The sequence below is a fragment of the Rhodococcus sp. GB-02 genome (assembly GCF_053470465.1).
This window is the reverse complement of record NZ_JBPUKE010000001.1, coordinates 1-26,381: the sequence shown is the minus strand read 5'-3', so window position 1 is coordinate 26,381 and position 26,381 is coordinate 1. Positions and strand designations below refer to the sequence as shown.

Genomic DNA, 26,381 nt, shown 5'->3' with positions numbered 1-26,381 from the left:
CCTTTCGTCAGGATTGGCCTGACAGTCCCCCTTGGGTTTAGTCAAGAACTTCCTGACGGATTCTAAGTTTGATTAATGCACGATCTATTTGTGTACTATCTAAATAGTCTCCGGTTCTGTTGACCGACGTCGAAGGGTTTGCTGGTGAAAATCGTGGTTTTGTCGTTCCTGGTGGCGCTGACCTTGATGACGGTCGGGATCATCGCGGCGCGCAACTGCAGCACTCGACCTGCCGTGACCGGGGCAGTTACTGCGGCGTCGACGGTTCTTGCTGCCGCCTGGACACTTTTTGCCGTGGCCTTCGTACTGGCCTGATCGCACTGGTCGACCCAAATATCCGAGCTGGAATGTGGGTATGACGGGTTGCATGCCCCGTTGGTGAGAAGTCGCACTGAAACGGCCGATGCGGAATTCCCTCCGGTTGCGTGCGTTTCATCCAAGGGAGCGTTCGCCGGGGTTCCGTGTCTCGGGGTTCCTGGCTACGACGGTTCCTGACTACGACGAAAGGTTGCGCGATGACAAAGCTGTTGTTTGCAGTCACTTCTGCAGATCACTGGACGCTGAAGGACGGAACACCCCACCCGACCGGGTACTGGGCGGAAGAGTTGGTCGAGGCGCATCGCGTTTTCGTCGACGCCGGCTACGACATCGTGATCGCGACGCCTGGCGGTAAAGCTCCCGTTGTGGACGAGGGAAGCCTGGCACCCGAGGTGAACGGCGGGCAAGAAGGCGCCGACAGTATGCGCAAGTACATCGCCGATCTGCAGCCGGTTCTCGATTCGCCGGAGATTCTGGAGAACGCCGATGCTGCCGACTACGACGTGGTCTTTGTACCGGGTGGACACGGACCGATGGAGGATCTTGCGGTGTCGGCATCCTTCGGTGAGCTTCTCGTGAACTTCCTGGACGCGGACAAGGTGGTCTCGGCGGTCTGTCACGCGCCGGCGGCACTCTTGCCGGCACAGAGACCCGATGGAAGCTGGCTGTTCGACGGCTATCAGCTGACCGCGTTCACCAACGAAGAGGAGACGCAGGCTGGTCTGGCGGACAAGGCTCCGTGGCTGCTCGAAACTCGGCTACGCGAGTTGGGCGGCAAATTCTCGAAGGCTGAGGCATGGTCGCCTTATGTCGTGGTGGACCGCAAGCTCTACACCGGTCAGAATCCGGCTTCGTCACGGCCTCTCGCCGAGCGGATTGTCGCCGACTTGGGCTGAACGATCACCGGCTAGGCCTGAGCACGGCTTTCGGCACCGCATCGAGGACTCCTTCGATGCGGTGCTGGGCCGTGTTCTGTCGTGCCCGAGGAGTACTACCTCAGGTTTTGAATGTGGTGTTCGCCGGCCTGGGATGCTGCCCGGGGTCGATCGAGGGCGGTGGGATGAACCACGGTTTGTTGTCGACGCCGATCCGAATCGACCACTTGCCGACGAACCCGGTCTTGCGGTGCATCAGCCGGTGATGTGAACGGCACAGCAGGACAAGGTTGTTCATCACCGTCGGGCCGCCGTTAGCCCAGTGCCTAATGTGGTGCGCATCGGTCCACGCCGGAACACACGAACAGCCCGGGAACGCGCAGCCCTTGTCTCGGGCGATCAACGCGACCCGTTGTTCGGCGGTGACCAACCGTTTTCCGGGTTTCGCATCGAGCGGTGCGCCATGATCGTCCAGCAACACCGTCGACAGGAAACAATCACACCCCAACAACCTCGTCTGCGAGACCGACAGTGGCCCGAGCCAGGGCATGTGCCCGACGTCTAGATCCGACAGGTTCAGATCGGGTGAGCCTTCATCGTCCACATCAGTAGCAGAAGGCGCGGCGGCGCAGTCCCGGTGCTCAGCCAGGTCGCGAGCGTTGATGTGCACGTTCACGTGCGGACGCTGCCCACCATCGGTACCGGTCTTGGCGCAGTCGAGATACCGCCGGATCAGTTCCGTAAACCCGTCCGCGGTCCGCTTCGCCGCGGACCGGGCATCGGGGGTTCCATCCGGCGCCGGGGTGGGCATCGTCAGATTCGACAACGCCGACAGCAGCATTTCACCGGTGAGGGCGTCGAAATCTCCGCGCACCACCACCCGACCGTTCAACGTCGACGCGATCCGGAGCTCGTTCCGGTCGATATCTTCGGCGGGCGGAATCTCATCGGACTCGAACACTCGCTCCAAGGTCGCGATAACGTTCCGCACTTTCGTGGTCGTCGCCTCCACCCCCGACGCAGCCGCAAGCAACAGGTCGATACAGCGAGGGAGTGCCTTCTCAGGCATCCCCTTCGGTGGTGATTCGCAGAACGCCACGATCAACACGGCGTGATTGAAAGAGCAGTCCCCGCAATCGAACCGAGCCGCCACAGCCGGAAACGGCCGCAGCGCTGCACCGAGGGCGGCGATCTTCTTCCCGTCCCGAACCTGCAGCATCGTGTTCGCCGCCAACCACGCACCCACTCCGCGGCACGCGATCACCTGATCATCGGGACGCATCGACAGCTCGTCCACCACAGCCACCCGCACCGCCTCGAGACGCAGAATCTCCGCACTCGCCTCGATAGCAGCCTCACGCAACTCGGCAGCAGACAACCGCCACAGACGACCACGCAATCCCACCGCAGAGCCACACACAACATCCGACAACAGAACACTCATTGAATCCCCCGATCCCCTACACAAACCATACTCGAACATGCATTCGAGTCAAGGGGGATTATGTGAGGGCGCGAATCAGGGGGGTGGGGTCCGCGACTACGAACAGATGACCGCCCCCGCTGACCTCTTCGAAGCGAGAGCGGGGGATCAAAGAGTGTGCCCAGCGGGCTACTTCGATGGGTACGTTCCCGTCCTCGGTTCCGTGCAGGAAAACCGTTGGTACCGAGATGGATTGAAACAATCCAGGCATCTCGTGGCGATACCGAGCCAAGTCGACAACCGCTGCTGACCCGCCCTGCGCGATCCCTTCGGATGAATCCAATTGGAGAGCGGGACGATGCGACTCATCGGTCATGACAGCTTGATCGGCGGCCGGCCAGATCGAGACGGAGTCGCTGCGTAGCTTGGAGAACACTCCAGTTCCCGCGAGCATTGCGCCGGCCACGCGGGGAGCCCAGTTGGCGGCAAAATACAGCGCGGATACCAGTTTTATCCTGCGCCGCAAAGTATCTCGTGGGGCTCCGGGAATCATGGCGCACGCCAGCACCAATTTCGAGACTCGTTCGGGAGCGGCTGCAGCGACTGCGAGCGCGTAGCCGCCGCCTCCGGAGAAACCCATCAGTGTGGCCGAGTCCACCTCGAGGTGATCGATCAGGGTGACGTAGTCGTCGTCCCAGGAATGAAATCCCCTGTCCGTATAAGGATCCGTGCGTCCGAAGCCGGGTCGATCGGGGACTATCAGCCGTATGCCTGCCGTCGCAGCCGCGTTGTGGAGTGAGAGCCCCTCGTATCGGCTGCCAGGTGATCCGTGGGCCACGACTACCGGGTGGCCAGTCGGATCGCCGTACTCGCAGAATGCGATACGACGCCCCGAGGCGTCGCGAATTTCGGTTGTGGTCACGCTGCTCGTCATGGTGTGGTTCCTTGCTGCGCGATCGACGCCACACCGTCCAGGATGAGGGCGACTCCGAACTCGAACCTTCGGGTGGGATCGTGATGAAGCGTGAACACCGATGCCTCGCGTCGATCGGCGGGTGCACTGTCGAAAGCTCCGCGTCCCAGTTGAATTGCGACGTGTCCGGTCACGAAATCATGCAGGGCGCCGTACGCGTACGTGGCCTGTTCGTCCTCGAGGCCGGCCTGCGAAAGCGCTCGAACGACTCGGTGGGCAGTGTCGTCGGCACCAGGTGCTTCCAGTGATGCCTGCCGATGGGCTTCCAGGACAAGGGGATGGCGCATCAGGAGATCGTGGAGGCCGTAGGCGAACGTGCGGGCAACCTCGCGCCAGTCGGTCGGCCAGTCGATCGACGAGACGGCTTCGCCTACGAGAGTCGAGATCAGATCTCGCCTCAAGGCGTCGATGCCGCCGGTTGTGCGGTGGACGGACATCGGCGATATGCCGAGTCGTTCGGCGAGCACTCGAAATGACACCGCATCCAGGCCGTCCGTATCGGCGATCTCTGCCGCGGCATCAAGAATCTGTCTGTGACTCAATGCTTTTGGTCGACCAGCCCTTGCAGAGCTGGTGGATTCGGATACCATGCTGACAACAATAGCGATACGCGTATCGAAATTACAAGTGTCCATCGACCTCCAAGGAGCGCTGCCCGATGACCGATCTCCATCAACTGTCCGCCGTCGAACTTGCCGGTGTTATCGCCGCCAAACAGGTCTCGATTCCCGAAGTCACCAGGTACTTCGTCGACCGTGCGACCACTTCCGATGACGTCGGCGCCTTCACGACGATCGCCGGAGAGCACGCAGTCGCCCTCGCCGAACAAGCGCAGCGCAGGTTGGACGAGCGGGACGCCGGGCCCCTTCCGCGCCTGTTCGGCGTTCCGACGGCAATCAAAGACCTCGACGCAACGCGCGGCATTCGCACGACCTTCGGATCGGCGCTCTTTCGCGACTTCGTGCCGGACGCTGACGACGAGATCGTCGAGGCGATCCGAGATGGTGGGTTGATCGACATCGGGAAGACGACGGTGCCCGAGTTCGGGGCAGCCTGTTACACCGAGCCGGAAGTCGCTCCGCCTGCTCGCAGTCCGTTCGATCGCACGCGGAGCGCCGCCGGCAGCAGTGGCGGCGCTGCTGCCGCCGTCGGCGCTGGTCTGGTGCCGTTTGCACAGGGAAGTGACACCGCCGGTTCGTTGCGTTCGCCGGCAAGTACGTGCGGAGTGGTGGGCCTCAAGCCGAGCCGCGGTTTGATCACGATGGGCGTGGCGGGGCATGACAACTTCGGATTTGCGAGCAAGGGGCCGATCGCCCGGACGGTTCGCGATACCGCTGCGCTGCTGGACGTTCTGGCGACGCGACCTGGCGCCGGAACTATCCACCCGCCCCGGCCGAAGTCGTTCGAAAAGTTCGTCGTCCAGGCTGGGGGAGTGCGCGCTCGGCCTTTGACCGTCGCTCTAGCTCACGGATCGGTCTCCGGCGGATTGGTGGATCCGCAACTCTCGGACGCTGTATCGAAGGTTGGCAGTGTTTTGGAGAGCCTGGGGCACAACGTGTTCGAGCGACCTCAAGCCCGCGATGATGTTTTCGTCGATGCGTTCGTCAAGATGTTCTCGTCCTTGGCCGGCACCAAGCCGATCCCGGAGGAGTACGAGCACCTTCTCCGTCCGATAGTGCAGCACTTGCGAGTTCAAGCAAGCGAGGTGCCGTCGGGCGATCTGGCCGCGGCAATCGGAATTGTTCAGGCTTGGGCGCGGCGATGGAGCCTCGACTACGCCGACGCCGACCTTGTTGTCACCCCGACGGTGACGAAGCCTCCGCTCGCGATCGGGGAGTTGCGCAACGATGAAGATCCCGCGACCGAATTGATCGACATGGTCGCATTCACCGGAAACACCGTCGTCGCCAATGCAACCGGTTTCCCGTCGATCAGTCTGCCACTCGGTTGGACGGAAGACGGCGTTCCGCTCGGTGTGATGATTTCGGCGAAGTGGGGTTGCGACGCGGAATTGCTCTCTGCCGCTGCAATGCTCGAGGCCGAGATGCCGTGGAAGGATCGGTACCGATTCGACCGCGCAACCGTGCTCTAGTTCGGGAGCGGTACCCGGTCGCTCGCCGATGCGAACCCCAACCACGTGTGGCGGTTACCCCACCAGCACCACCCGACTTTCGGGGCGTTGCGGTTGTCTTTGCCGTCGCGACCGGTTCCGTTGCTGATCCACACGGCAGGAGTCCTGGTGTCGAAAGATCCATCGGGCTTGCGCAATCGGGAACCGATGGTCATGAAGCACTTTCCGCGTTCGAGGACGTCGGGTCGCTGCAGCAACCAGTGGATGCCTTCGGTGAGTGTCAGCGGCGTCCGGTCTACCTCGACGATTGCAGGCAGCGCTTCGTCCGGGCTCCAATTGGCCATGTGATCCCCGCGGTCGACTTCACCGAGCAGATACATCGCGGTGTCAGGCAACGCGGCCGGCTCGGTAGGGGCGAACAGATCGACGTCGGCCATGTCGACGACGATGAAGCCCCGCTTGTTCTTGTGTTCGAGCAGTGAAGCCAAAACAGAAGCTGGAGCGAGTTTTTCGTGCACGGTAAGCAGTCCCACATCGCCTTGTCCGGCTGCGGCGGCTGCCCTGACGTCGTCCGCAGAAAGTCCGGCCATCTCGTGTACCCCGAGTTCGATCAATCGCTCGGCCTGCTGATCGATGGGCGGGAGGTCGAAGTGCATACCTGCGATCCTACCGATCGTGAGCAGACCGATCGGTGGGATCGGCGGTGAGGGAAGTCGGCCACGAGACGCCCAACGCGCGCATGATGAACGGGACGGTGGTTGCCACGACGCTATCCACTCGGTCACCGGCCATGAGCATCGGGCGTCGGCTCTCCACGCAGGCGAGGATGAGTTGCGCCGTAGCGCCGGCGTCCGAATCGACAAAAGTGCCTGCGTCGATACCTTCCTGGACGAGTTGTTCGACCAGAACAGACAGGGGGACAATATGTTCGAGGAAGCCTTCGCGATCCTGCGCTGACAACAATTCGACCAAAGCGATTCCCGTGAATCGCTGCAGTGAGAACTCGACGAGTGTCAGTTTGACGAGGATCTCGATTCGGTCGACAGGATTCTCGCGATCCGCGAGTTCACGCTCGGCCAGGAGCAGGAATCTATCCATCTCGCGGGTGGACCAGGCAAGCAGTAACGCAGATTTGTCGGGGAAGTAGTTGTACACCGCTGTCCGCGAGACGCCGGCTGCCTGAGCTACGGTCTGCAGCTTCACGTTCTGCCAGCCATGCTCGTGAAGTTCGTGAATGAACGCGTCCAACATGGCTTCTCGGGTCGCGATCTTGTGTTCTGCGGTTGTCGCGCCACCGGTCAGCTTCGGCATGGTCGATCCTCCTGTGTCTGATTCGTGGTCACGGGGAGGCCGAACAGATCCGCAACGAGGCGTGGATCACCCTGCCACATCGAGACGGGTACAAGCATCATCTGCTGCGCGATCGAGCGTACGGATCGGCAGACCTCTTGCTCTTCGGCGGCGGTAAGCGTCGTGCGTTTGCGCAATCGCTCCATCTCCGCGGAAGTCAGATCAGTGATCCATTCTTCGGCCGCAAGCGAGAGGGGTGAACCCGGTGTCACGTCCGTTCCAACTCGGCACTGGAGAACCGCGAAGTCATCACCGACAACATGACGACGGCCACGACCGAGACGGCGTGTGCCGCCGCCAGCCAGAGCGACTCGGGTGCATGTTTGTGGAGGGTCGGCGACATCAGCATGGCCATGAGGAGGGCGAGACCTGACAACATCGCGGGACCGTTGGGTCGGCCGACAAGCAGCGTGACCAGAAGAACGAGCGCGACGACGCCGCAGGCCACATCTGCGGGCGGGTACGTTGCCGGAACGATTCCGCGGACGGTGTCGGTTAGGTTCAGCCCGATCGACACCAATTGTGCGAGGCCTGTCGCGCCGGCCAGCCAGGCCGTCCATCGCAGTCCGTGAAGACCGGCTTTCCGCGTCACGGTCAGAGGCTCCTCCGAAGATCCCCATGCTGTGGGCGTCGGTGTTGTCACGGGCCTTCTCCTTTTTATGACGAGGTGTCGTCATAAAATAGCAGTGCGTGACAAGTGGGTTTCCGAGGGTAGGTAAGTGGCTAGTCCTGAGGAGACAGACACGGCAGCATCAACAGTTGAATAACCGACGAGGCGAACTGCGGGAGGTGGCTCGATGACGACTCCTGCCTACACGGATCGGCCCTCGTCGAAACAGAGTTGGTTGGCGCGTGCGGCATTTGCGGCGCTGGTTCTTGCAGTGATGGTGCTGCTTATTTTCGCCGGACTGAAAACCTTGACCATGCTGATCCTGGGGACCGGCGGGGTGATTGTGTGCGTTATAGCGGTGTACTGGTTTCTGACCACCCGCGGGTTCCTTCGCTGGATCTCGTTGGCCCTGGCGGTGCTGACGCCGATCGTCGTGCTGGGCTTCCTCGTTCGTGAACGCCTCCTGTGGGTGGTGCTGCTCGCGATCGGGTTGTTCGTCGTAGCCGGTATCTGCGCGCGGGCCGCCTTGGAGGGGGAGGAGAAGGAATTGCCGGTGGTCGAGCGACCGGCATCGCCGCCCACCAAACCGTTCCTGGTGATGAACCCGAACTCCGGCGGTGGCAAGGTCGAGAAGTTCGACTTGAAACGCAAGGCCGAAGGACTGGGTGGCATGGTTGCACTTCTCGAGGGGCCGGAGAAGATCGACGTGACGGCATTGGCCAGGGAAGCGGTCGCGGACGGCGCCGATCTGCTCGGCGTTGCCGGTGGTGACGGAACTCAGGGGTTGGTTGCCGCTGTCGCGGCCGAACACGACCTGCCCTTCCTCGTCGTCAGCGCCGGGACGCGCAACCACTTCGCCGCAGACCTGGGTCTCGACCTCGACGATCCGTCCCGGTGCCTCGACGCGCTTGTCGACGGCGTCGAGGTCACGGTCGATCTGGGAAATGTCGGCGGTCGAACTTTCGTCAACAACGCATCGTTCGGGGCATACGCCGAAGTTGTCCAGAGTCCGGAGTACCGCGACGCCAAGACCAGCACCTTCCTGCAGAAACTCCCGGATCTGCTCGCCGGACGCGCCGGAGCGGTGCTGACCGCGCGCTCCCCGAGCGTGTCCGCGGTCGGGCCCCAGGCTGTGCTGGTCAGCAACGGACCCTACGAGATGAACGACCTGGCGGGGCTCGGCCATCGCCCGCGATTGGACCGGGGCACTCTCGGGATCGTCGCGATCTCCGTCGGCAGCGCCCGTCAGGCCGTCGGGTTGCTCCATCGGGCGCATCAACACGGGCTGGCTCAGGGCACCGGATTCGAGGTGGTCATCGACGCAGACACCGACGAGATTCCGGTCGGCGTCGACGGTGAGGCTCTGGTGATGCCAACTCCCGTCAGGTGCACGGTCAGTCCGCAAGCACTGAGAGTCAGAGTCCCCCGAGACCGTCCGGGCGTCCGTCGCCCCAGGCATGCCTGGGATCTGGTCCGGTTGCGCGAGTTGGCAAAGTTCACGAAATCCGGCTCGTCGTAGGTGCGGGCGATCTTCTCCGGGTCGACGCGTGTGATGGGTACCAGGTCGATCTCGACGGCTGCGTTCCGACGCTTGGGACACATCGGGCGAAATTCTCGGAACACATATTGTCGATAACTACCGCGTTACTCGGAATCCGGTGCTGCCTGCTCGGTCGAATCCGCACTCTCCCAACGGTTAATCTCTGGTCATGGAGAGCGGCCGATGGATGCGACGGGTGTTGGTGGTGGAGGACCAACCACTGATGCGTGCACTCGTCGGTGACGCGCTCACCCACGCCGGGTTCGTGGTCCACGCCGCCGGATCGGCGGTCGAAGCGCTCGCGGACTTCGACGGATTCGACCCCGACCTCTTGGTTACCGACATCGATCTGGGCGTGCGGCCGAACGGCGTTGATCTCGCGAACATCGTCACAGTGAAGGCTCCGCATTGCGCGATCGTGTTCCTGACCAACTACCCCAACGCATCGACGGCACCTGGTTCTGCAGGTGTGCCGCCGAAATCGCTGTTCGTGGACAAGGCGGCTGTCCAGTCGGCGGATCAGTTGATCGGCGTAGTGGAGGCCGCGTTGACGGAAACCGAGCCACCGACGCTCGGGAGTGATCCGGACTCCGCCTTGTCGAGCCTCACCAGATCACAGCTCGATCTTCTGCGTTACATCTCGCTCGGCTGGTCGAACAGCGCAATCGCAGCGCATCGTGGGTCCTCGATCCGAGGTGTGGAGAAGCTCATAGCGCGCACTCTCGAGAGCCTGGGATTGACGCACGATTCGTCCACCAATCCGAGAGTGCTTGCTGCGAGCATCTTCATCCGCCATTTCGGTGTCCCCGAAGTGACCGACTCGGTGTGAACCCGCGCGAGTGGTGGCTTCGACTCGGTGATCGGAACATCGTCACCAAATGGTCTTGGATTCTGACGCTGCCGTTCGCGGTGACCGTGATGGCCAACTACTACCTGTGTACCGGGGTACGCGAGGTCGGCGTGATGGCAGTCGGCGCCTTTGCGACCCACTGCGTTGTCGGGGTGATGCTGCTGATTGCGAGGGCTGTCCTTGCAGCACGCCGATCGCAGCTCGCGGCCCTGGCCCTGTTCGCAGTGATCGGCGCGATCCGCCCGTTCGTCCTCGACGCGATCACCCGCGCGCTCGAACTCCCCGTCGACCCCAGACCGATGCTCGTACGGGTGGCACTCAATGTCGTGTGCACCGTTGTTTTCTTGTCGTTGACTGCCGTACTGGTAAGTGCTCTCCGCGACCGCATCGCGCTGCAACGGAGTTTGAAGGTTGCCGTGGCCGCCGTGCAGCTCCAACAGACCCGCGATCGATTCCGCCTCGAGCAGACCCGTGCGCAGTGTCGGAGAGAGCTCGAGCGCAGTATCGAGACAGTCATGCACGCGGTTGCTGAAACGGAACTCGAGGGAGTGCGAGGGGCAGCTCTCTTGAAGCGAATCTCCGACGACGTGGTTCGCCCGATGAGTCATCGACTGTTCCGGGAGATTCCCCCGATCGAATCACCGACGCCGACTGTGCGGCTGACGGCGAGAGATCGACTGATCGGCGTCGTACGCAGCGTTGAACCGGCGCCACTGTACGTACCGGTGTTCGCGTACACGGCACTGGTGACCGTCTACCTGCTCGCGACTTACGGCGTGACGTTCACGGCGGTCCAGGTTGCCCTCGGATTCTGGATCTTCGTCGGTGGCAATGTGTGTGCTCGCCGAGCCGTTCGCAAGGGAGACGGCCCTCTCCGAAGGCTCGCAACTCTTACCGCCGCGTACTGCTCGAGTGCTCTGATCAGTAGTACCGCGACGTGTCTGCTCCTGACGATGTTCGGCCGTGCCGCCACTTTCTATCTCTCGTCGATTGCCATCTACCCGGTAGTTGCGCTTTCCGTGTGCCTGATCCGGGCGGCGGATACTCAGCGCCAGGACGAGGAGCATCAACTCCGCAGTGCCCTGAGTCGGCAAGCGCTCGATGCAGCTCGCACTCACAGTGCGCTGATGCACACGCGACGTGGCCTCGCCAGGTTGTTGCACTCGTCGGTTCAGGGCGAACTCGTTGCGGCCGCATGGTCTTCGGGCACCGTTGCCGATCGTCGAGTCGATGTTGCTGCAACCATTGCCCACATTCTCGACGGCCTGGAAAGTGACCTGTCCGCGCCTCCGGATCGGCCGGCCGATGCTGACGCCCGAAAACGCGTCCATGATCTTGTCACGGTGTGGCGCTACGCAATTCCTGTTGTCAGTCACGTCGACGACGAAGTCTGGGCGGTGATCGGTTCAGGCTGCGCTGGGCTCGACAGCGTGGTGGAGATCCTGTCGGAGGGACTGACCAACGCCGTGAAACACGGTGCAGGAGGCCCCGTCTTCCTCGAGGTGACACTTTCCGATGCTCGGGCGGTAGTAGTGCGAATCAGTTCGCCGGGTCGGCTGCCGGTGGCACGGGACTCAGGCATCGGGCTCGAATCGCTCGCCGGTACGGTAACGTCCCTCGAACTTGTCGAAGAGGAAGGCCGGGTGGTCCTCACCGCCGTGCTTCTGTGACACCGTGAGTGGCGATGTCGTGGTGGCCGAACATTTCGCCAGTGGCCGGATTGGCGGCTTGTACGGTCACAGAAATGGAATCGATTACTGCGCAGCTCATCCCGATCGCCACCGGCGTCGTCATCAGCCCGATTCCTCTGGTTGCGATAATTGCGATCCTGCTGTCGACTCGGGCGAAGGCAAATGCTTTTGCGTACACCGCGAGCATCGTCCTGGCCGCGGCTGCGATTACAGCAGCGACGGCACTTTCGACCACCGGAGTGGAATCGAAGTCCAGCGGCGGCGCGCATACCGTCCAGACGGTGTTCGCCGTTGTGTTCACTGTCGGTTTTCTGGCGCTTGCTTACTCGAGTTGGCGTAGCCGTCCGAAAGACGATGCCGAGCCGGCGATGCCGTCGTGGCTGGCGCAGATCGACTCGATGCAACCGGGAAAAGCTGCCGTCCTGGGACTGTTGCTGACCGTACCCAACGCGAAGAACCTGCCGCTCGAACTCAAGGCAGGTTCGATCATCGGTGGCGGGCACTTCAGTTGGATAACCGTGATCGCGTACTCGGTACTGTTCGCGGTCGGGGCGTCGATCGCCTTGATCGTGTTGTCCGCCTTGGCTGCCGTGCCCTCGGCGAAGGTGACCGATGCGCTGAGCTCCACCAAAAGCACTCTGATCCGCCACAATGCGGCAATCATGACCGTTTTATTCCTGATGCTGGCAGCATTGGAACTCTCGCACGTTGTCGAAGCCCTGTCGAAGTAGCCACTTTGTTTTCGAGGAGAAATCGAATGACGATCACACCCAGCGAAGCGCCGGTAGTCGAGACAACGTACGGGCCGGTTCGAGGATCGACGGAAGGCTCGGTGTCGAGTTGGAAGGGGATCCGCTACGCCGCGCCTCCGATCGGTCCGCTGCGATTCCGCGCGCCGGTTCCGCCGCAGCCGTGGACCGAAGTCCAGGACGCAACAGAATTCGGGCCATGCGAGCCGCAAAGTCGACTCGCGATGATCCCGCTCGGTGAGAACGTTCCGATGAACGAGGACTGTCTGTTCCTCAACGTGTGGGCGCCGCGCCCGGGCGGTGCGGATGCGCCGGGTAAACCGGTGATGGTCTGGATTCACGGCGGTGCGTACTTCCGTGGAGCATCCAGCCAACCACTTTTCGATGCAACCACATTGGCCGAGAACGGTGACGTTGTCGTCGTCTCGATCAACTACCGTATCGGTGTTTTCGGCTTCGTCGATTTCTCTTCCTTCAATTCGAGTGAACATACCTTCGAGCCCAATGTCGCTCTCCGCGACATGATCGCAGCGCTGCAATGGGTTCAAGGCAACATCGCGGCTTTCGGTGGTGATCCCGACAAAGTGACGTTGTTCGGCGAGTCGGCAGGTGGCGGCGCCGTGACGACGCTGATGACCGTCCCGTCCGCCCGCGGCTTGTTTCATCGCGCCATCGCCGAAAGTTCGCCCGCCACTTCGGTATACGGGAGTGAACGTGGCGAGATCGTCGCGAAGCTGTTTCTCGAGATCTTCAGCGGCGGCGAAGCCGATCTGGGGCTGTTGCGGTCCACGTCCGCCGAAGACTTGGTCGGGCCTTCGGACGAGTTGTTCGCGCGCGTCCCTCAGGAGACGCCTGGAACTCTTGCGTTCGCGCCAATTGTCGACGGTGATCTGCTCCCCGACTACCCGGTGCGAGCGTTCCGTCACGGTAACGCACACCCGATTCCGCTGATCATCGGAACCAACAAAGACGAGTCTTCGCTCTTCCGGATGATGAAGTCGCCGTTGATGCCGATCGATCCCGTCGTGATCACGTCCATGTTCGCAGAGATCGCCGACGAGCACCCTGGGCTCGAGCTACCCGATCATTCTCAGATCGAAGGCGCGTATTCGGGGCTGTCCAAGTTGGGTGCCGGTCTCGGGCTGACCCGTGACTTCGGATTTCGACTGCCTACGCTGTGGATCGCCGAGGCGCACAGCAAGATTGCACCGACGTGGTTGTACCGATTCGACTACGCGCCGCCGATGCTCAAGGCGTTGAAGATCGGTGCGACCCACGGTACCGAACTTGCCTACGTCTTCGGCAACATCAATCATGGAGCGCGGGACATTACCTACAAACTGGGCGGGCTGAGCGCGGCGCGTCAGGTATCGGAGCGTATGCAGGCGAGGTGGCTGGATTTCGCCAGAGCTGCAGGTGATTACGAGACCGGGTCCGATCGCGAACTGGGTGCGGCCCCGGGGTGGCCCACTTACGACACCGGCACACGCTCGACACTGTTGATCGACAAGCACGATGCCGTCGTCGCTGACCTCGACCGCGAGATCCGGGAGGCATGGGGTGACACGGTGATCGCATTCACCTGATGGGCCCGGTCTAGCCCAGCTTCGCGAGATAGTGCGAGACAGGTCCCGCAGTGAGCATTCCGCTTCCAGCGCCGGCAATTTCGGCTGCGGCAGGCAGGAGTGCCGCTCGGGCTTGCTCCTTGGCTCGACTGTCGCCGACTGCAATCGCCGCAGCAGCAGTCAGGCACCACAGTGCCTCGGAGAGTAGGTCTTTGGGTGGGCCCGGCATTGCGTCCACTGCCTGGGCGGCCTCGTTCACCTTTCCGTGCGCGAGAAGGACGTGCGGCCGGGCCCAGGGTTCGTAGGGGCCCCACTGTGTGGCGGCGTCGAATCTTGCCGGCAAACCGCGCCACACTCGGAGTGACAGAATTGCGAGAGACAGTATGCCGTCCTCGAGGCCGGGCATACCGGAATCGGAAAGGTTCACCGCCGCAGCTTCGTACAGCTTCTCGCAGTGCGCCGCCTCCGCGCCGGTAGCGGCAGCACGCATAGCGCGAAACCAGGTGGTGAACACCGCTGCCAACGGTCGCTCATGACGTCCGGCCAATCGGTCAACTGTCCCGGCATGTAGCCCGGCTGCATCGAATTGCCCCATCGCGCTGAGGGCTTGCATGCGGATCAGATGGCCGAGGATCTCGAAGGTAGCCAGGCCGTGTCGAATGGCGAGGTCGACCAGTTCACGGCCGATGTTGTCGCGCTCGGAGGCCAGACCGGTAGTCCAGAACGTCTGCATGAACAATCCGTTCAGCGCGAACGCCAGGAGCCCTGGATCATCGAGAGCGCGACCGATCTGCACTGCGGCACGGGCACATTCGAGCCCGCGATGACCGGATAGTCCGCGCGATTCGAGTGCGATCGTCGCCAACAGTCTGGCCCGAGCGAGTTCGTCGCCGTCCGGAAGGCGATCGAGGGTGCGCTGAGCGGCCTCGACGATCTGCGCAGCCTGCCGAGGATCGTCGGATCGTGTCCAGATTCCAGGCACGTCGTAGTTGCCGATGATCCGTGCGGTGAGTTCGACATCGTCCACTTGCTCAGCGGCGCCGATGATGGTCAGTCGCTGGTTTCGGGCAGTCTCCAGTCCGCTTCCGCCCGTAACTGCCAAACTTCGGAGGAGGCCGACGGTGGACTCCAATCTCGATTTCGATCCTGCCGCTACGGTCCGGTCGTACGCTGCCGACACCTGGGCAAAGATCTGTTCTGCCGCTACAGGATTCAGGTGGCTTTCCCGGCGGAGAATGTCGGACTCGAGGTCAGTCAGTCGTGGACCGGGGTCGATACCCAGTTCTTCGGCGAGTAACTTTCGTGCGCGACGAAGGACTGCCAGCGCATCGCCCTGACGGTCGGAGCGGTACAGGGCGAGGGCCAGCAATCGCCAACCATCCTCTCGCCAAGGCTGTTCCGTCACATGAGCATCCAGATCGGGAATCGCTTCCGCGGCTTGCCCGAGATCCAGTTGGGCGGACGCCATTCGTTCGACGGCCGTCAGACGCAGTTCCTCCAAGCGCGATCGCTCCGATCGTGCCCAAGACTCTTCGATGAATTCCGCGTACGCTGGCCCTCTCCACAGTTGGAGCGCCGTTCGGAGCAGTTCGAGTGATCGCGCCGGCGACGAATCGGCGGCTTCACGCACCAGTCTTTCGAATTTCCAAGCGTCGACCGCTTCGGGTGCCTCATGAAAGGCGTAGCCGGGCCCTTCGGTCACAATGACTTTCGGCTTCGTTCGCGGCGCGCGATCCGGTTCGAGCGCGCGCCTCAGTGCGGAAACGAATGTTCGTATTGCGCTGGTCGCACCGGTCGGAGGATCGACCCAGAGGTCGTCGACAATCACGTCCACCGGAACAACACGTCCGCGGGCGACGATCAGACGAGCGAGGACCGCTCGGTGTCGTGGGCCCTTCAGATCGATCTGGTGTGAAGTCTCGTTCCACGCGACCACGGGTCCGAGAACTCCGATAAATGTGTGGTCTCGCATTTCCCCACGCTATCGCGCTCATCGAATGCTCATCGACTGCGGCGAGGCTGATGTCCATCACCCCGACGAACGAGAGCAACCGATGACGATCACCATTCCAGACTTCGACTACCAGCAGATTTCCGCCACGGATGGCGTGCGACTCAATGTCGCGGTCGGCGGTAGCGGAACACCACTCGTCCTTCTTCACGGTTTTCCCCAGACACACCTCATGTGGCGTCACGTAGCCACTGCATTGGCGTCGGATCACACCGTCATCTGCCCGGATCTCCGCGGATACGGAGCCAGCGACAAACCGGTCGAGGAAAACCCGGACAGCTACTCCAAAAGAACAATGGCTGCCGATATTGTCGAGGTGGCGAAGAAATTGGGACACGAGAAGTTCGCCCTTGTCGGCCACGATCGTGGCGCACTGGTTGCCATCAGAGCGGGGCTGGATCATCCGAATGTGATCACGCAGCTCGGTTCGCTGGACGTGCTCCCCACCTTGGATATGTGGGACATCCTGCACGGATCGAATGCTGCTGTGGCATTCCATCTCTATCTCATGGCTCAGCCACCCGGTCTTCCCGAGCAGATGATCAGCGCCAGCGCCGACGCGTTCTTCGAGTACTTTCTCGACGTGTGGACGCAGAACCGCGAAGCGATTCCGGCAGACGTGCGGTCCGAATACCTGCGCGCCTCACGGGAGGCGGTGCCGTCGATCGTTGCCGATTACCGGGCGTCGGCAGGCATCGACGTCGAACACGATCAGTCCGATCGCGATGCGGGCAACCAACTACACATGCCGGTCACGGTCATTCAGCAGGACTGGGGTTCGATGCTCGGCTACGACGCCGAGGCTTTGTGGAAAGCGTGGGCGCCCGATCTCGAACACCGCACGCTGTCCGCTGGTCACTTCATGGCAGAAGAGGCGCCTGCCGAAGTGGTCGAAACGATCCGCACCCTACTGAAAAGGTAGTTTTGACGCTTCTTGACTGTCGAGGTACTGGCGAGCGCAAGTGCGTCGTGAATGGACGAGGGGGATCGATGGGTTTCTCGCTGCACTTCATGCGTATGACGAAGGACGTGCAACTCGATGTTGATCGGGCGGCGGTCGCCGCTTTCCTCGATCAGCACGGGCTGCACGTGGTCGAGAGCCCGTACGGAGGCGAGATCGTCGACCGTGACGACAGGGCACTGACGATCGACGGGGTCTTCTCCGACCTTCATCTCGACTCGCTCGAGCAGAGTAATCCACTCAGCGGTGGAATCTTCCACGCGACACTGTCGCCTGCCGAGTGCGCGTTCGTCTACGACCTCTGTGCCGCCGCTGGATTCCTGATCGTCAACCCTCAGGGTGACCCGACGTTTCTCGTTCCCGAGCGCAATCACGAGCCCGAAGACGTTTCCGAGTTGGAGGACGTTGTCTGGGTCGACAGCGCCGAGGAACTGGCGCAGGCGCTTACCGGTGGCTTCGAAGCGTTCCGCGAGTTTCGGGACCGCGTGACAGGACGAGCCGCCGGTGCCGAATGATCGGGGCCCCGTCGGGTTGACGCAGGACCGGTTCTACCGCTTGACCCCGGCCGCCAAGTCGTCGACCAGGACCTTGGCGGTCAAGGCGTATCCCGCGGCCTTGTAGTAGTCGAACGGAATCACGCGACCGGCCTGTGCGGCGGGCAGGCGCTGCCACGTCGGCGAGGTGTACACGCTGCCGGAGGCGCTGCGATCCAAGGCGAAGATGACGTCGGCTTCTTCGAGACGGTTGAACTGCTCCGACCCGAGCATCACGCGAAGGTCGGGGCCTTCACGGAGCACCTCGAACCCCAGGTCCTCGGCGACGGCGGTGCGGAAATCGTTCTGGAACCACGCGATCTGATCCTCTGCGGCGGCAACGAAGGCAACCTTCTTCCCGGCCATCAGCGGTTCGACGGTCGGGCGGACCCGAGCGACATGGGCGTCGTACTCGGCCAGTACTTCTTCGGCGCGATCGCTGCGCCCGATACCGGTCAGGAAGTCCGACATCACCTTCCGCCACTCCGGGGTGAAGTCCTTGCCGACGGGCAGGACCGGTGCGATCTGCTGCATCCGGTCGTTGCCGTACGACCCGGTGTCCCACCAGCCTGCGCTGAGGACAAGGAGATCTGCGCCGAGGGTCGAGATGTATTCGAAGTTGGGATCCGAAGCGCCTTCGGCGAAGATCTCGACACCCGTGGCACCCGGGACCTCACGGCGCAGGTGTTCGGCGGCGCCGGTCGGGTAGGCGGTCACCGGGTATCCGGCGAGGATCGACAATTCGAGGCCGTCCCGCGGGTCGAGGGCGACGACGTTCTGCGGGTCCGTCGGAATGATCAGCTTTTCGTCGCCGCGGGTGAACTCGAAGGTCTCCGCGTTCTCGGGCGTCGAACTTTCCGTACTGCCGCAGGCGGCGAGAAACGCGGTCGCTGCGACGCCCGCTCCGACGCCGAAGAAACCGCGTCGCGTCAGGTTGTCCACGATCGCCCAGTAGTCGCGATCGGTCGTGGAGGGAGAAAGAAGTCGAGTCATGCTTGTTAGGTTAGCCTTAGAGGTTGTCCTCGGGAATGCTGAAACAGCTCCCGCGAGCGCCAAGAAATACGGCGAACACGCCAGCGCAGGGAGTGTTGTTCGCGTCACCGGCAGGTCTGATTCACAACCCACCTTCGACCTCTGACGTGCATGACGTCACAACCGACCGCCTCCTCGATCGCGATTTGGCCCTGATCGCGCCGACTATGCTGAGTTGACCAGCAGTACGATTTCGGAGGTTGCAATGCAGATCACCAGCGTCGGCCACGCAGGATTTCACATCCAGACCGAGGCCGGATCCATCCTGTGTGATCCATGGGTGACCCCGACGTATTTCGCGTCCTGGGTGCCGTTCCCCGACAACACCGAATTGGACTGGGACGCGCTCGGCAATTGCGATTACCTCTACGTCTCGCACCTGCACAAGGACCACTTCGATCCGAAGAATCTGATCGCGCACGTCAACAAGGACGCCACCGTCCTGCTCCCTGATTACCCGGTGCCGGACCTCAAGCGTGAACTCGAGAAGCTCGGCTTCCACAAGTTCTTCGAGACCGAGGATTCCGTCAAGCACACGGTCAGTGGCCCCAAGGGCGACCTCGACATCATGATCATCGCTCTACGCGCTCCCGCGGACGGTCCGATCGGTGACTCGGGCCTCGTCGTCTCGGACGGGGAAACCACCTGTTTCAACATGAACGACGCCAGGCCCGTCGACCTGGACCCGCTGACCGACGCTTTCGGGAAGGTCGACATCCATCTGCTGCAGTACTCGGGCGCGATCTGGTACCCGATGGTCTACGACATCCCGAAGGGCACCAAACGCAACTTCGGCAAGCAGAAGCGTCAGCGTGGCATGGACCGCTGCCGCAACTACATCTCTCAGGTCGACGCTGCCTGGGTTGTCCCGTCGGCCGGCCCGCCGGTCTTCCTCGACGACGACCTGCGTTACCTCAACGACGATCACGGCGACGAGGGAAACATCTTCCCCGACCAGATCACGTTCCTCGAGCAGATGCGCATCAACGGCAACGATCGTGGTCTCCTGATGATCCCCGGCTCGGCAGTCGAACTTCGCGGAAGCGAAAAGGTCGCGCTGACGCACCCCATCCCGGACGCGGATGTCGACAGGATCTTCTCGAACAAGGCCGAGTACATCGAGAAGATGGCGCAGAAGATGGCACCGGTCATCGCTGCGCAGAAGGCCACGTGGGCTCCGGCCGAAGGCGAGCCGCTGCTCGACGGTCTCAAGGCCAAGTTCGAGCCGATCATGGCTCAGTCCGATCTCATCTGCGACGGAATCGGCTACCCCGTCGGACTCGTGATGGGGGAGGAGACCGTTGTCCTCGACTTCCCGAAGCGGATCGTTCGCGAGCCCATCGACGGAGAAGGCAAGTACCGCTACGGCTTCCGCATCGCTCCCGAACTGGTTCGCACTGTTCTGCGTGACGACGAGCCCGACTGGGTCAACACCATCTTCTTGTCGACGCGTTTCACGGCGTGGCGCATCGGTGGCTACAACGAGTTCCTCTACACGTTCTTCAAGTGCCTCACCGACGAGCGCATCGCTTACGCCGACGGTTGGTTCGCTGAGGCCCACGACGACAGCGCCTCTATCGAGCTGGGCGGGTACGAGATTCAGCGCCGTTGCCCCCACCTCAAGGCTGACCTGTCGAAGTTCGGTGTCGTCGACGGCACCAACCTCACCTGCGATCTGCACGGCTGGCAGTGGGATCTCGAGACCGGCCGCTGCAAGACGTCCAAGGGCCACGAGCTGCGCACCAGCAAGCTGAGCTGAACCGAGCTCGTCGGGTGACGGGATACAGCAGGTCGCTGATCGGCCTGGCGACAGCGCTCGCCGGGCTGGCCGGTTACGTCGACGCGCTCGGATTCATCACGCTCGGTGGGCCTTTCGTTTCGTTCATGAGCGGCAACATGACGCAGGCGAGCGTCGCATTTGCCGACGGAGTGTGGTCGACCGCGCGGGTGGCAGGCGGCATCATCGTGCTCTTCCTCCTGGGAATTGCGCTGGGAACCGTCGTCACCCACTTCACGGAGCGCTATTCGGTCCGGACCCGCAAGGTCACGGTGCTTGCGGTTGTGGCTGGACTGCTTGCCATCGGTTCGGTGATGAGCAGCCTCGACGTCACCCCCGGCGCGATCTCGGCGATGGCTTTGGCAATGGGAGCCGTCAACTCGGTGTTCCAGCGCGACGGCGAGGTCACGATCGGCGTCACGTACATGACCGGTGCGCTGGTCAAGATGGGCCAGCGTCTGACCGGAGCCTTCCTGGGCGGCCCGAAGTGGGCGTGGCTGCAACACTTCGGTATGTGCGCGGGATTGATCGCCGGAGCGGTAATCGGTGCGTTGGTTCATCGGTGGATCGGTCTTCACGCTCTGTGGCCTGCATCGGTATTCACGGTAGTTCTGATCGCCGTCGCCTGGCAGGTCTCGCCCCCGACACCGGCACAGGTGTACGAGGGAAGCGAGCTCGACGGTTGATCACGTGCACAGTCTCTTTCGGGCCGACGTCATCATTGCCCGCGTGATCACGCCGTGTAGTAGCTGAACGGGCGCGAAGTAGATTCGGCCCGCGCAGTTCTTCAGCTCCACCGCAGTGACGACGTGCAGGAGGCCGGCGTCGTTGTCAGCCTGAACCGAGGCGACAAATCGTAGGTGTTTCTCATCCGCTTCGATGAGGGCCTCGCCGTCGGCGATCTTGTCGACGGCAAAGGTGTCCGGGCGGCCCTGGGCGATGCCGAGCAATCCGACTACCCGCTCCCTCAACCAGAACATCGCGAGGACGGGTGCGGGGACATTTCTGACGTCGAAGACGGCCTGTGCCCACTCCGCAGATGTTTGGGTCGGAACAGACGGGATGGTGATCGTGGTGGTCTCTGCCCAGTCCGGCGCAGGCATGGCCTTGAAAGCGAGTGTCATTTCGTCCTCCGTACGGTGCCGTATGGAACCTACCCATACGGTACCGTACGGAGGTGACGAATATCCGCGCCCGACTCTCTCGCGACCAGTGGATCGATGCAGCTTTTCAGGCTCTGACCAGCCATGGGCCTGATGCAGTTGCCGTGGAAAAGGTGGCGCGCACGCTCGGATCGACCAAGGGTTCTTTCTATTGGCACTTCGCCAACCGTGACGAGTTGCTGCAAGCTGCGCTCGATCGGTGGGAAGTTTTGGCAACCGAGAGGCTGATCTCCTCCGTCGAGTCCTCTGGTGAACCGGCGGAGGCGCGATTGCGTCGTCTGGTGGATTCGGTCACGACCGGATTGGCCGATCGTCGTGCGGAGTTGGAACTGCTTGCCGGGATCGACCATCCTGTGGTTTCGGCGGCGGTTCGACGTGTCACCGACCGTCGAGTTGCCTACATCGTGACGTTGTTGATCGATCTGGGTATGGACAGGCAGAAGGCGGAACATCGTGGCGTACTTGCGTATTCGATGTACCTGGGGCAGATGCAACTGGTGCACAGTGCGCCCGATGCGGTTCCTCGCAGCGATGCGGACGCTCACGCACTCGCCGACGAGTTCGTGAACATGGTTCTAGCCAGGTAAGTCCGCCGTCGAATGCAGCGTGATCTGCGCATCACCCTGCGCTTTCAGGTGAGGGACCACACATTGCGCGTAACCCATAGTTACAGATACTTTGAGGTCAGCTGAAGTGGGGTGCCGGATATGTCGGCATGTCCCGGAGGCGCAAAACCGTTTCACGACAGGAAGAAAGGTGACTCACCATGAGCGTTGTGCTTATTTCGTTGCTGGTCGCCGCTGGACTCACCGTGCTGGCCACCAGTGACGGTGCCGGTCTGGACTTCGGGAGTCGGCAGCTGAACCGTCAGTTGAAGACCCGCACGCACCGGTAACCCCGGAGAACGGCCGGCTCCACGCGATGTTTCGCGGAGCCGGCCGTTTGCGTTGCCCGGTCAGTTCACCCCGAGATCTGCCAGCCAGGCCCGAGTGCTGCGGGCAGTGATACCCAAGGCAGTAGTAGAACCCGTCGCGGAGTCGAACGCGACGCTGTCGGCAGATTCGAGTCCCGTGTAGAGCTGGGAAACCCCGGCTGCTGCGCCCGCTCCGATGATCGGCGCAATCGATGCACCGAAGGCATCGGGTGTCACGGCTTCGAAAGTTACCGCGCGCGAGAAGTGTTCGGCGAATGCCTCGGCCAATTCGATACCGGTGATCGCCGGAATCTGTCCGATGTCGACTGCGTCCGGTGCTACGTCGAGAGTCAGGGCCGCGACGGCTGCATCGGCGACGTCGAGGTGTGAACTCCATGCGACCGCGAGATCGGCACGCAGCGGGTAACGCAGGACGCCTTCGTCTTTCGCCCCCGACAGCACGGTGGGCAGAAGAAGATTCTCGAGGAACAAACGTGGGGTCAGGACGGTCACCGCGATGCCTTCGGCGCGAAGTCCGTCGACGAGCTTGGAGAGAACGGGTGTGTTGGGACCGGTAAGCGGCGAAGTAGCGTCGCCGATCACCGTGCCGCTGGTAGAGATCACGAACCGCGAAGGGCGTGCCACTCGCGCTGCAGCCAGAACGTTGTGGGCGTAACCCGCAAGCGTCTCGGTATCTCCGGCGAGTGGCAGGTGAAAGAACACCCCATCTGCCCCGCGATACGCGTCGGCAAGAGAGTTGACGGACGTATTGTCCGCGACGACGGTGTTCGCACCCTCGAACGTCTGGTCAGGGTTACGGGTGATTGCTCGGACTTCGGCCCCTGCCGATCCGGCGAGAGCCGCGACCAATCCTGCGAGAACGGGAGAACCCTGTGCGCCGGTGGCGCCATGCACTGTGTAAGTCATGACGCCTATAGTTCACATCGGGAACCAGTTACTTCAAGTGAACTAATGGAGAATCGATGAGTGAATCAGGTCACGTTCTTCCGGAGTGCGGCGTTGCGCGCTTCCTGCTGGTCCTCGACGGACCGTGGGCAACGCTGATCGTGCGTGAGCTCACGCACGGCCCCATGCGCTTCACGGAACTACGACGCGCTTTGCCCGGCATCAGTCCAAGGACGCTGTCGGCCAGGCTCAAACGTTTCGAGGAGTTCGACCTGGTAACCCGGACTGCCTACGCCGAGGTGCCGCCGCGAGTGGAGTACGAACTCACCGCGACGGGGATGGAACTGCGCTCCGTGCTCGAAGCGATGGTCGAGTGGGCGGATCTGGCACTCCCCGTTTCGTGACCAGCCCTCAGTGCGGGCCCGAAAGTCCTACCCGCAGAGCGCCGCAGGCCTCGAACATCGCGTCTTGTCCGGTGTGGCCGACGCCGGTGGTGTTGACGAAGGCATGGATCAATCCAGCGTGACGCCTCAGTGCAACGGGGACTCCGGCCTCTCGCAGCCGGTTCGCGTATTCCTCACCCTCGTCGCGTAGTGGGTCGAAACCGGCGACGGCAACGTACGCGGGCGGCAGGCCGGCCAGGTCCGGAGTGAGTAGCGGTGACACTCGCGGGTCGAGGGCCGAAGCGCCGCCCGACAGGTAATGGGCCGCATACCAATCGAGTTGGGCGTCGGTGAGAAAGAAGTCGGTGCCGAACATCTTGTGCGAAGGACGCTTCGACGAAAGGTCCACCCAGGGAAAGAAGAGCAGTTGGAATACGGGTTTGACGTCGTCTTCGGTAGTGGACTGCGCGACGACGGCAGCCAGGTTTCCGCCGGCGCTGTCTCCGCCCACTGCAATGGATTTCGGATCGGCACCCAGTTCTGTGGCATGTTCGACGCAGTACCGGAATGCGGCCAAGGCGTCGTCGACCCCGGCGGGGAAGGGGAATTCCGGTGCTAGCCGGTAGTCCACCGACAACACACTGACCTCGCCGTGGCGGGCCAGGAAGCGGCACACACTGTCGCCGCTCTCGAGGCTGCCGAGTACGAACCCGCCGCCGTGGAGGTACACCAAAAGTGGAGCGGGCGTGGAGACCCCGGCCGGGCGATACAGGCGCGCGGAAATCGCGTGGTCCGCGGCCGGGATCTCGAGGTCGCGAACTGTCTCGATGTCGATGGGATTGCCGCCGAACAGCCGCGATTCGGCGTCGATCTGAGCTCGTCCCTCTTCGACTGGAAGATGTTCGAAGCTCGTACCTTCGACCGCCGAGAGCAATCGCAGTGCAAGCTGGATCTCGGGGTGCAGAGTCTGTCCGTCGATCGTCTTCGGCTTGCCACCGAGAATGCGCTGCGCGCTGGTCGGTAAGGCGCCAACAACATCGAGAACCACCCGCGCGACACGATCTTGGACAGACATCTTCTCCGTGGACATACTTGCCTTCCGTCGGCCGATCACCCGTCGCTTGTACGTTACGAAACAACCGGACCAATATCCAGGAACCTCGGCGCTCGCGATCAGCCTGCCGGCGTCACCGTGACCGTGACGGGACCCGTGTCGTCCGCGGTTTCCACTGTGAGAAGACGGCTTTGGGGGTTCCAGTTCACGATGTCGGCGCCGGCGACGTCGACGCCGCCAGGAAAGCCGCTCTCGGGTAGATAGATCTCGGTCGGTGCCGTCACCGCGGGGTCCGGGGTGAACGTCAGCTGAAGGTGGTCAACGGTCGAGGACCATTCGGTGGGTGTGCCCGCGACGGCACGCGGATACGGCTTGTTCAGGGTGTCGACGAGGAGTGTCTGCGTTCCGTCCGGCAGGTACGGGCCCCAAGGCCCGGGATCACTGGACCAGTAGGAGACACCCGCGCCGAGTTCTCTGGCGGTCGTGTAGACGCGGTCGATGTAGTCGGTTGCGCCGGGCAGTGTTGTGTCGAGCCCGAATTCGCCGAGAATGACCGGGACGCCGCCGAGTACGTTTCCGGCGATGTGTTCGACGCTGTCGCGCCAGGTGTCGATGGTCGCGTCGGTGAGGGTGCGTGAGAGGCCGGAGTATCCGTCACCGAGGTCGAGGGGCAGTGGGTACAGGTGTGGGCAGTAGGCGATTCGCTGTTCGCCGGCTCGTGGATCGTTGATCTTGGTGAGTCCGCTGGGGACACCTTGGTTGACGCCGACTGCCTGCGGGGCTACACATACCCAGCTGTCCTGATCAACTTCCCTGATGGCGTTGGTGGTTCGCTGATACAGGGCGGCGAGTGGTCCACCTTCGAATGCGGGGCCTTGGAGGGAACCGCCCCACGGCTCGTTCATCAGGTCGTAGGCCACGACGGTGTCATTGCCTGCGAAACGTTCGGCCACCGCCTGCCATGCGTTCGCGTAGTGCTCGACCAGTTCGGGGTGTTGGCCGGTGGTGTTCCAGAAGTTGTCGAATGCGCGCATCACCCCGGGTTGGATGTAGTACAGCTCCCACCGGTCTTGAGGGCTGACGGGAAGGCCGTCCATGTAGGTCGCCCAGGCCGGCGCGCCGTTGCCGATGTTGCCGGCGCCGTTGCCGCTGTTGCCTTCTGGTGTGATCGCGCCGGAGTAGACGTCCTGATGCATGTCGAGCATGACCTTGTATCCGCGCTCGGCGTACCAGCTGACCCGGTCCTCGACGCGGTCGAGGTACTCCTGGTCGTACTGTCCTGGTTCTGGTTCGACCGAACGCCAGGAGATCAGGAAACGCACGAAATTTGTTCCCATGTCGCCGTGTTCGCGTTCGAGGTCGGCTTCGGTGAACTTCGGCATGCCGTCGGGTGCGCTTTTTGCGCTCGACGCCGTGTTGAACCCTCGTAGGATCAAGGAGCGGCCGGCGTCGTCGGTCAGGTACGACGGTGACATCGAAGTGCCACCGTCGCTCCCCGACGTGGGCAGGCTGCCCTGAGCCGCGGCAATTCCGCCGCCCAGTATCAGTGAGCCCGCGACTATCAGTGCTGAGAGCGGGATACGGCGCACGGAAACTCCTACTGGATGTGTGGATGGATTAACTTGTCCGACTA

General features: G+C 62.5%; 28 protein-coding genes. 15 read left to right on the top strand and 13 right to left on the bottom strand.

Annotation, left to right across the window (positions count from 1 at the left end):
- The first annotated feature begins 144 nt into the window (after positions 1-144).
- A complete protein-coding gene (locus ACSW29_RS00140) occupies positions 145-315 on the top strand; it encodes a hypothetical protein (RefSeq protein ID WP_347875104.1) in 171 nt (56 codons plus the stop codon).
- A 200-nt stretch (positions 316-515) separates the two neighbouring features.
- Positions 516-1,214 carry a type 1 glutamine amidotransferase domain-containing protein gene (locus ACSW29_RS00135; RefSeq protein WP_448276054.1) on the top strand — a complete coding sequence of 233 codons (699 nt, stop codon included), beginning with the start codon at positions 516-518 and terminating at the stop codon, positions 1,212-1,214.
- A 100-nt stretch (positions 1,215-1,314) separates the two neighbouring features.
- On the opposite strand, the gene ACSW29_RS00130 is transcribed toward ACSW29_RS00135, so the two are convergent.
- Genes ACSW29_RS00130 through ACSW29_RS00120 form a run of 3 tightly spaced genes read right to left on the bottom strand, consistent with a single transcriptional unit; the run spans position 1,315 to position 4,179 of the window.
- A complete protein-coding gene (locus ACSW29_RS00130; RefSeq protein WP_448276053.1) occupies positions 1,315-2,637 on the bottom strand; it encodes a DUF222 domain-containing protein in 1,323 nt (440 codons plus the stop codon).
- A gap of 58 nt (positions 2,638-2,695) precedes the next feature.
- Positions 2,696-3,550: an alpha/beta fold hydrolase gene (locus tag ACSW29_RS00125; protein ID WP_448276052.1), complete on the bottom strand. Its 855-nt coding sequence runs from the start codon at positions 3,548-3,550 to the stop codon at positions 2,696-2,698.
- Positions 3,547-4,179 carry a TetR/AcrR family transcriptional regulator gene (locus ACSW29_RS00120; protein ID WP_448276051.1) on the bottom strand — a complete coding sequence of 211 codons (633 nt, stop codon included), beginning with the start codon at positions 4,177-4,179 and terminating at the stop codon, positions 3,547-3,549. Before ACSW29_RS00120 ends, ACSW29_RS00125 begins: the two co-directional genes overlap by 4 nt.
- Before the next feature lie 68 nt (positions 4,180-4,247).
- Here ACSW29_RS00120 and ACSW29_RS00115 point away from each other — a divergent pair, with 68 nt between their 5' ends.
- Positions 4,248-5,681, top strand: coding sequence for an amidase (locus ACSW29_RS00115; protein ID WP_448276050.1), 1,434 nt, complete (start codon positions 4,248-4,250; stop codon positions 5,679-5,681).
- Here the strand turns inward: ACSW29_RS00115 and ACSW29_RS00110 are convergent.
- The 4 genes from ACSW29_RS00110 to ACSW29_RS00095 are packed head-to-tail and all read right to left on the bottom strand — an operon-like array spanning position 5,678 to position 7,653.
- Positions 5,678-6,316 (bottom strand): DUF5701 family protein, encoded by a 639-nt coding sequence (locus ACSW29_RS00110; RefSeq protein ID WP_347875099.1) that lies wholly within the window; start codon positions 6,314-6,316, stop codon positions 5,678-5,680. The two genes, ACSW29_RS00115 and ACSW29_RS00110, sit on opposite strands and share 4 nt — an antisense overlap.
- A gap of 10 nt (positions 6,317-6,326) precedes the next feature.
- Positions 6,327-6,971 (bottom strand): TetR/AcrR family transcriptional regulator, encoded by a 645-nt coding sequence (locus ACSW29_RS00105; RefSeq protein ID WP_347875098.1) that lies wholly within the window; start codon positions 6,969-6,971, stop codon positions 6,327-6,329.
- A complete protein-coding gene (locus tag ACSW29_RS00100; protein ID WP_317826874.1) occupies positions 6,959-7,222 on the bottom strand; it encodes a hypothetical protein in 264 nt (87 codons plus the stop codon). Before ACSW29_RS00100 ends, ACSW29_RS00105 begins: the two co-directional genes overlap by 13 nt.
- Positions 7,219-7,653 carry a hypothetical protein gene (locus ACSW29_RS00095; RefSeq protein ID WP_317826873.1) on the bottom strand — a complete coding sequence of 145 codons (435 nt, stop codon included), beginning with the start codon at positions 7,651-7,653 and terminating at the stop codon, positions 7,219-7,221. The genes ACSW29_RS00100 and ACSW29_RS00095 overlap by 4 nt, the downstream gene beginning before the upstream one ends.
- A gap of 154 nt (positions 7,654-7,807) precedes the next feature.
- On the opposite strand from ACSW29_RS00095, the gene ACSW29_RS00090 reads away from it, so the two are divergent.
- From ACSW29_RS00090 to ACSW29_RS00070, 5 genes are all read left to right on the top strand, one after another.
- The gene (locus ACSW29_RS00090) at positions 7,808-9,139 is read left to right on the top strand and encodes a diacylglycerol/lipid kinase family protein (RefSeq protein WP_448276049.1); all 1,332 of its coding nucleotides are present in this window, start codon (positions 7,808-7,810) and stop codon (positions 9,137-9,139) included.
- A gap of 190 nt (positions 9,140-9,329) precedes the next feature.
- Positions 9,330-9,989 carry a response regulator gene (locus tag ACSW29_RS00085; protein WP_230815911.1) on the top strand — a complete coding sequence of 220 codons (660 nt, stop codon included), beginning with the start codon at positions 9,330-9,332 and terminating at the stop codon, positions 9,987-9,989.
- A complete protein-coding gene (locus ACSW29_RS00080) occupies positions 9,986-11,680 on the top strand; it encodes a two-component system, sensor protein (RefSeq protein ID WP_448276048.1) in 1,695 nt (564 codons plus the stop codon). Before ACSW29_RS00085 ends, ACSW29_RS00080 begins: the two co-directional genes overlap by 4 nt.
- A gap of 74 nt (positions 11,681-11,754) precedes the next feature.
- Positions 11,755-12,432 (top strand): GAP family protein, encoded by a 678-nt coding sequence (locus tag ACSW29_RS00075; protein ID WP_230815913.1) that lies wholly within the window; start codon positions 11,755-11,757, stop codon positions 12,430-12,432.
- Positions 12,433-12,458: 26 nt separating this feature from the next.
- On the top strand, positions 12,459-14,036 hold the full coding sequence (locus ACSW29_RS00070; protein ID WP_448276047.1) for a carboxylesterase/lipase family protein: 1,578 nt from the start codon (positions 12,459-12,461) through the stop codon (positions 14,034-14,036).
- A 10-nt stretch (positions 14,037-14,046) separates the two neighbouring features.
- Here ACSW29_RS00070 and ACSW29_RS00065 read toward each other — a convergent pair whose 3' ends face one another.
- The gene (locus ACSW29_RS00065; RefSeq protein ID WP_448276046.1) at positions 14,047-15,987 is read right to left on the bottom strand and encodes an AfsR/SARP family transcriptional regulator; all 1,941 of its coding nucleotides are present in this window, start codon (positions 15,985-15,987) and stop codon (positions 14,047-14,049) included.
- An 82-nt stretch (positions 15,988-16,069) separates the two neighbouring features.
- On the opposite strand from ACSW29_RS00065, the gene ACSW29_RS00060 reads away from it, so the two are divergent.
- Together ACSW29_RS00060 and ACSW29_RS00055 are read left to right on the top strand one after the other, a co-directional pair.
- The gene (locus tag ACSW29_RS00060; protein WP_448276045.1) at positions 16,070-16,948 is read left to right on the top strand and encodes an alpha/beta fold hydrolase; all 879 of its coding nucleotides are present in this window, start codon (positions 16,070-16,072) and stop codon (positions 16,946-16,948) included.
- Positions 16,949-17,016: 68 nt separating this feature from the next.
- On the top strand, positions 17,017-17,502 hold the full coding sequence (locus ACSW29_RS00055; RefSeq protein WP_448276044.1) for a hypothetical protein: 486 nt from the start codon (positions 17,017-17,019) through the stop codon (positions 17,500-17,502).
- 33 nt (positions 17,503-17,535) lie between these two features.
- Here the strand turns inward: ACSW29_RS00055 and ACSW29_RS00050 are convergent, their stop codons facing one another.
- Positions 17,536-18,513, bottom strand: a complete 978-nt coding sequence (locus ACSW29_RS00050; protein WP_317826866.1) for an ABC transporter substrate-binding protein — start codon at positions 18,511-18,513, stop codon at positions 17,536-17,538.
- Positions 18,514-18,757: 244 nt separating this feature from the next.
- Between ACSW29_RS00050 and ACSW29_RS00045 the strand changes: the two genes are divergently transcribed.
- Together ACSW29_RS00045 and ACSW29_RS00040 are read left to right on the top strand one after the other, a co-directional pair.
- Positions 18,758-20,311 carry an MBL fold metallo-hydrolase gene (locus ACSW29_RS00045; RefSeq protein ID WP_050654984.1) on the top strand — a complete coding sequence of 518 codons (1,554 nt, stop codon included), beginning with the start codon at positions 18,758-18,760 and terminating at the stop codon, positions 20,309-20,311.
- Between the two features lie 14 nt (positions 20,312-20,325).
- On the top strand, positions 20,326-21,015 hold the full coding sequence (locus ACSW29_RS00040; protein ID WP_230815919.1) for a YoaK family protein: 690 nt from the start codon (positions 20,326-20,328) through the stop codon (positions 21,013-21,015).
- Here the strand turns inward: ACSW29_RS00040 and ACSW29_RS00035 are convergent, their stop codons facing one another.
- Positions 21,016-21,453 carry a DUF2867 domain-containing protein gene (locus ACSW29_RS00035; protein ID WP_448276043.1) on the bottom strand — a complete coding sequence of 146 codons (438 nt, stop codon included), beginning with the start codon at positions 21,451-21,453 and terminating at the stop codon, positions 21,016-21,018.
- 53 nt (positions 21,454-21,506) lie between these two features.
- On the opposite strand from ACSW29_RS00035, the gene ACSW29_RS00030 reads away from it, so the two are divergent.
- Positions 21,507-22,079 (top strand): TetR/AcrR family transcriptional regulator, encoded by a 573-nt coding sequence (locus ACSW29_RS00030; RefSeq protein WP_448276042.1) that lies wholly within the window; start codon positions 21,507-21,509, stop codon positions 22,077-22,079.
- 179 nt (positions 22,080-22,258) lie between these two features.
- Positions 22,259-22,387, top strand: a complete 129-nt coding sequence (locus tag ACSW29_RS00025) for a hypothetical protein (RefSeq protein WP_003943237.1) — start codon at positions 22,259-22,261, stop codon at positions 22,385-22,387.
- Between the two features lie 60 nt (positions 22,388-22,447).
- On the opposite strand, the gene ACSW29_RS00020 is transcribed toward ACSW29_RS00025, so the two are convergent.
- On the bottom strand, positions 22,448-23,332 hold the full coding sequence (locus ACSW29_RS00020) for an SDR family oxidoreductase (protein ID WP_448276041.1): 885 nt from the start codon (positions 23,330-23,332) through the stop codon (positions 22,448-22,450).
- Positions 23,333-23,388: 56 nt separating this feature from the next.
- On the opposite strand from ACSW29_RS00020, the gene ACSW29_RS00015 reads away from it, so the two are divergent.
- Complete coding sequence (locus tag ACSW29_RS00015) at positions 23,389-23,715, top strand: winged helix-turn-helix transcriptional regulator (RefSeq protein WP_019745900.1); 327 nt, start codon at positions 23,389-23,391, stop codon at positions 23,713-23,715.
- Between the two features lie 7 nt (positions 23,716-23,722).
- Here ACSW29_RS00015 and ACSW29_RS00010 read toward each other — a convergent pair whose 3' ends face one another.
- Both ACSW29_RS00010 and ACSW29_RS00005 read right to left on the bottom strand, forming a co-directional pair.
- The gene (locus tag ACSW29_RS00010; RefSeq protein WP_448276040.1) at positions 23,723-24,784 is read right to left on the bottom strand and encodes an alpha/beta hydrolase; all 1,062 of its coding nucleotides are present in this window, start codon (positions 24,782-24,784) and stop codon (positions 23,723-23,725) included.
- Between the two features lie 83 nt (positions 24,785-24,867).
- The coding region (locus ACSW29_RS00005; protein ID WP_448276039.1) for a cellulase family glycosylhydrolase at positions 24,868-26,381 on the bottom strand (1,514 nt) is incomplete at its 5' end.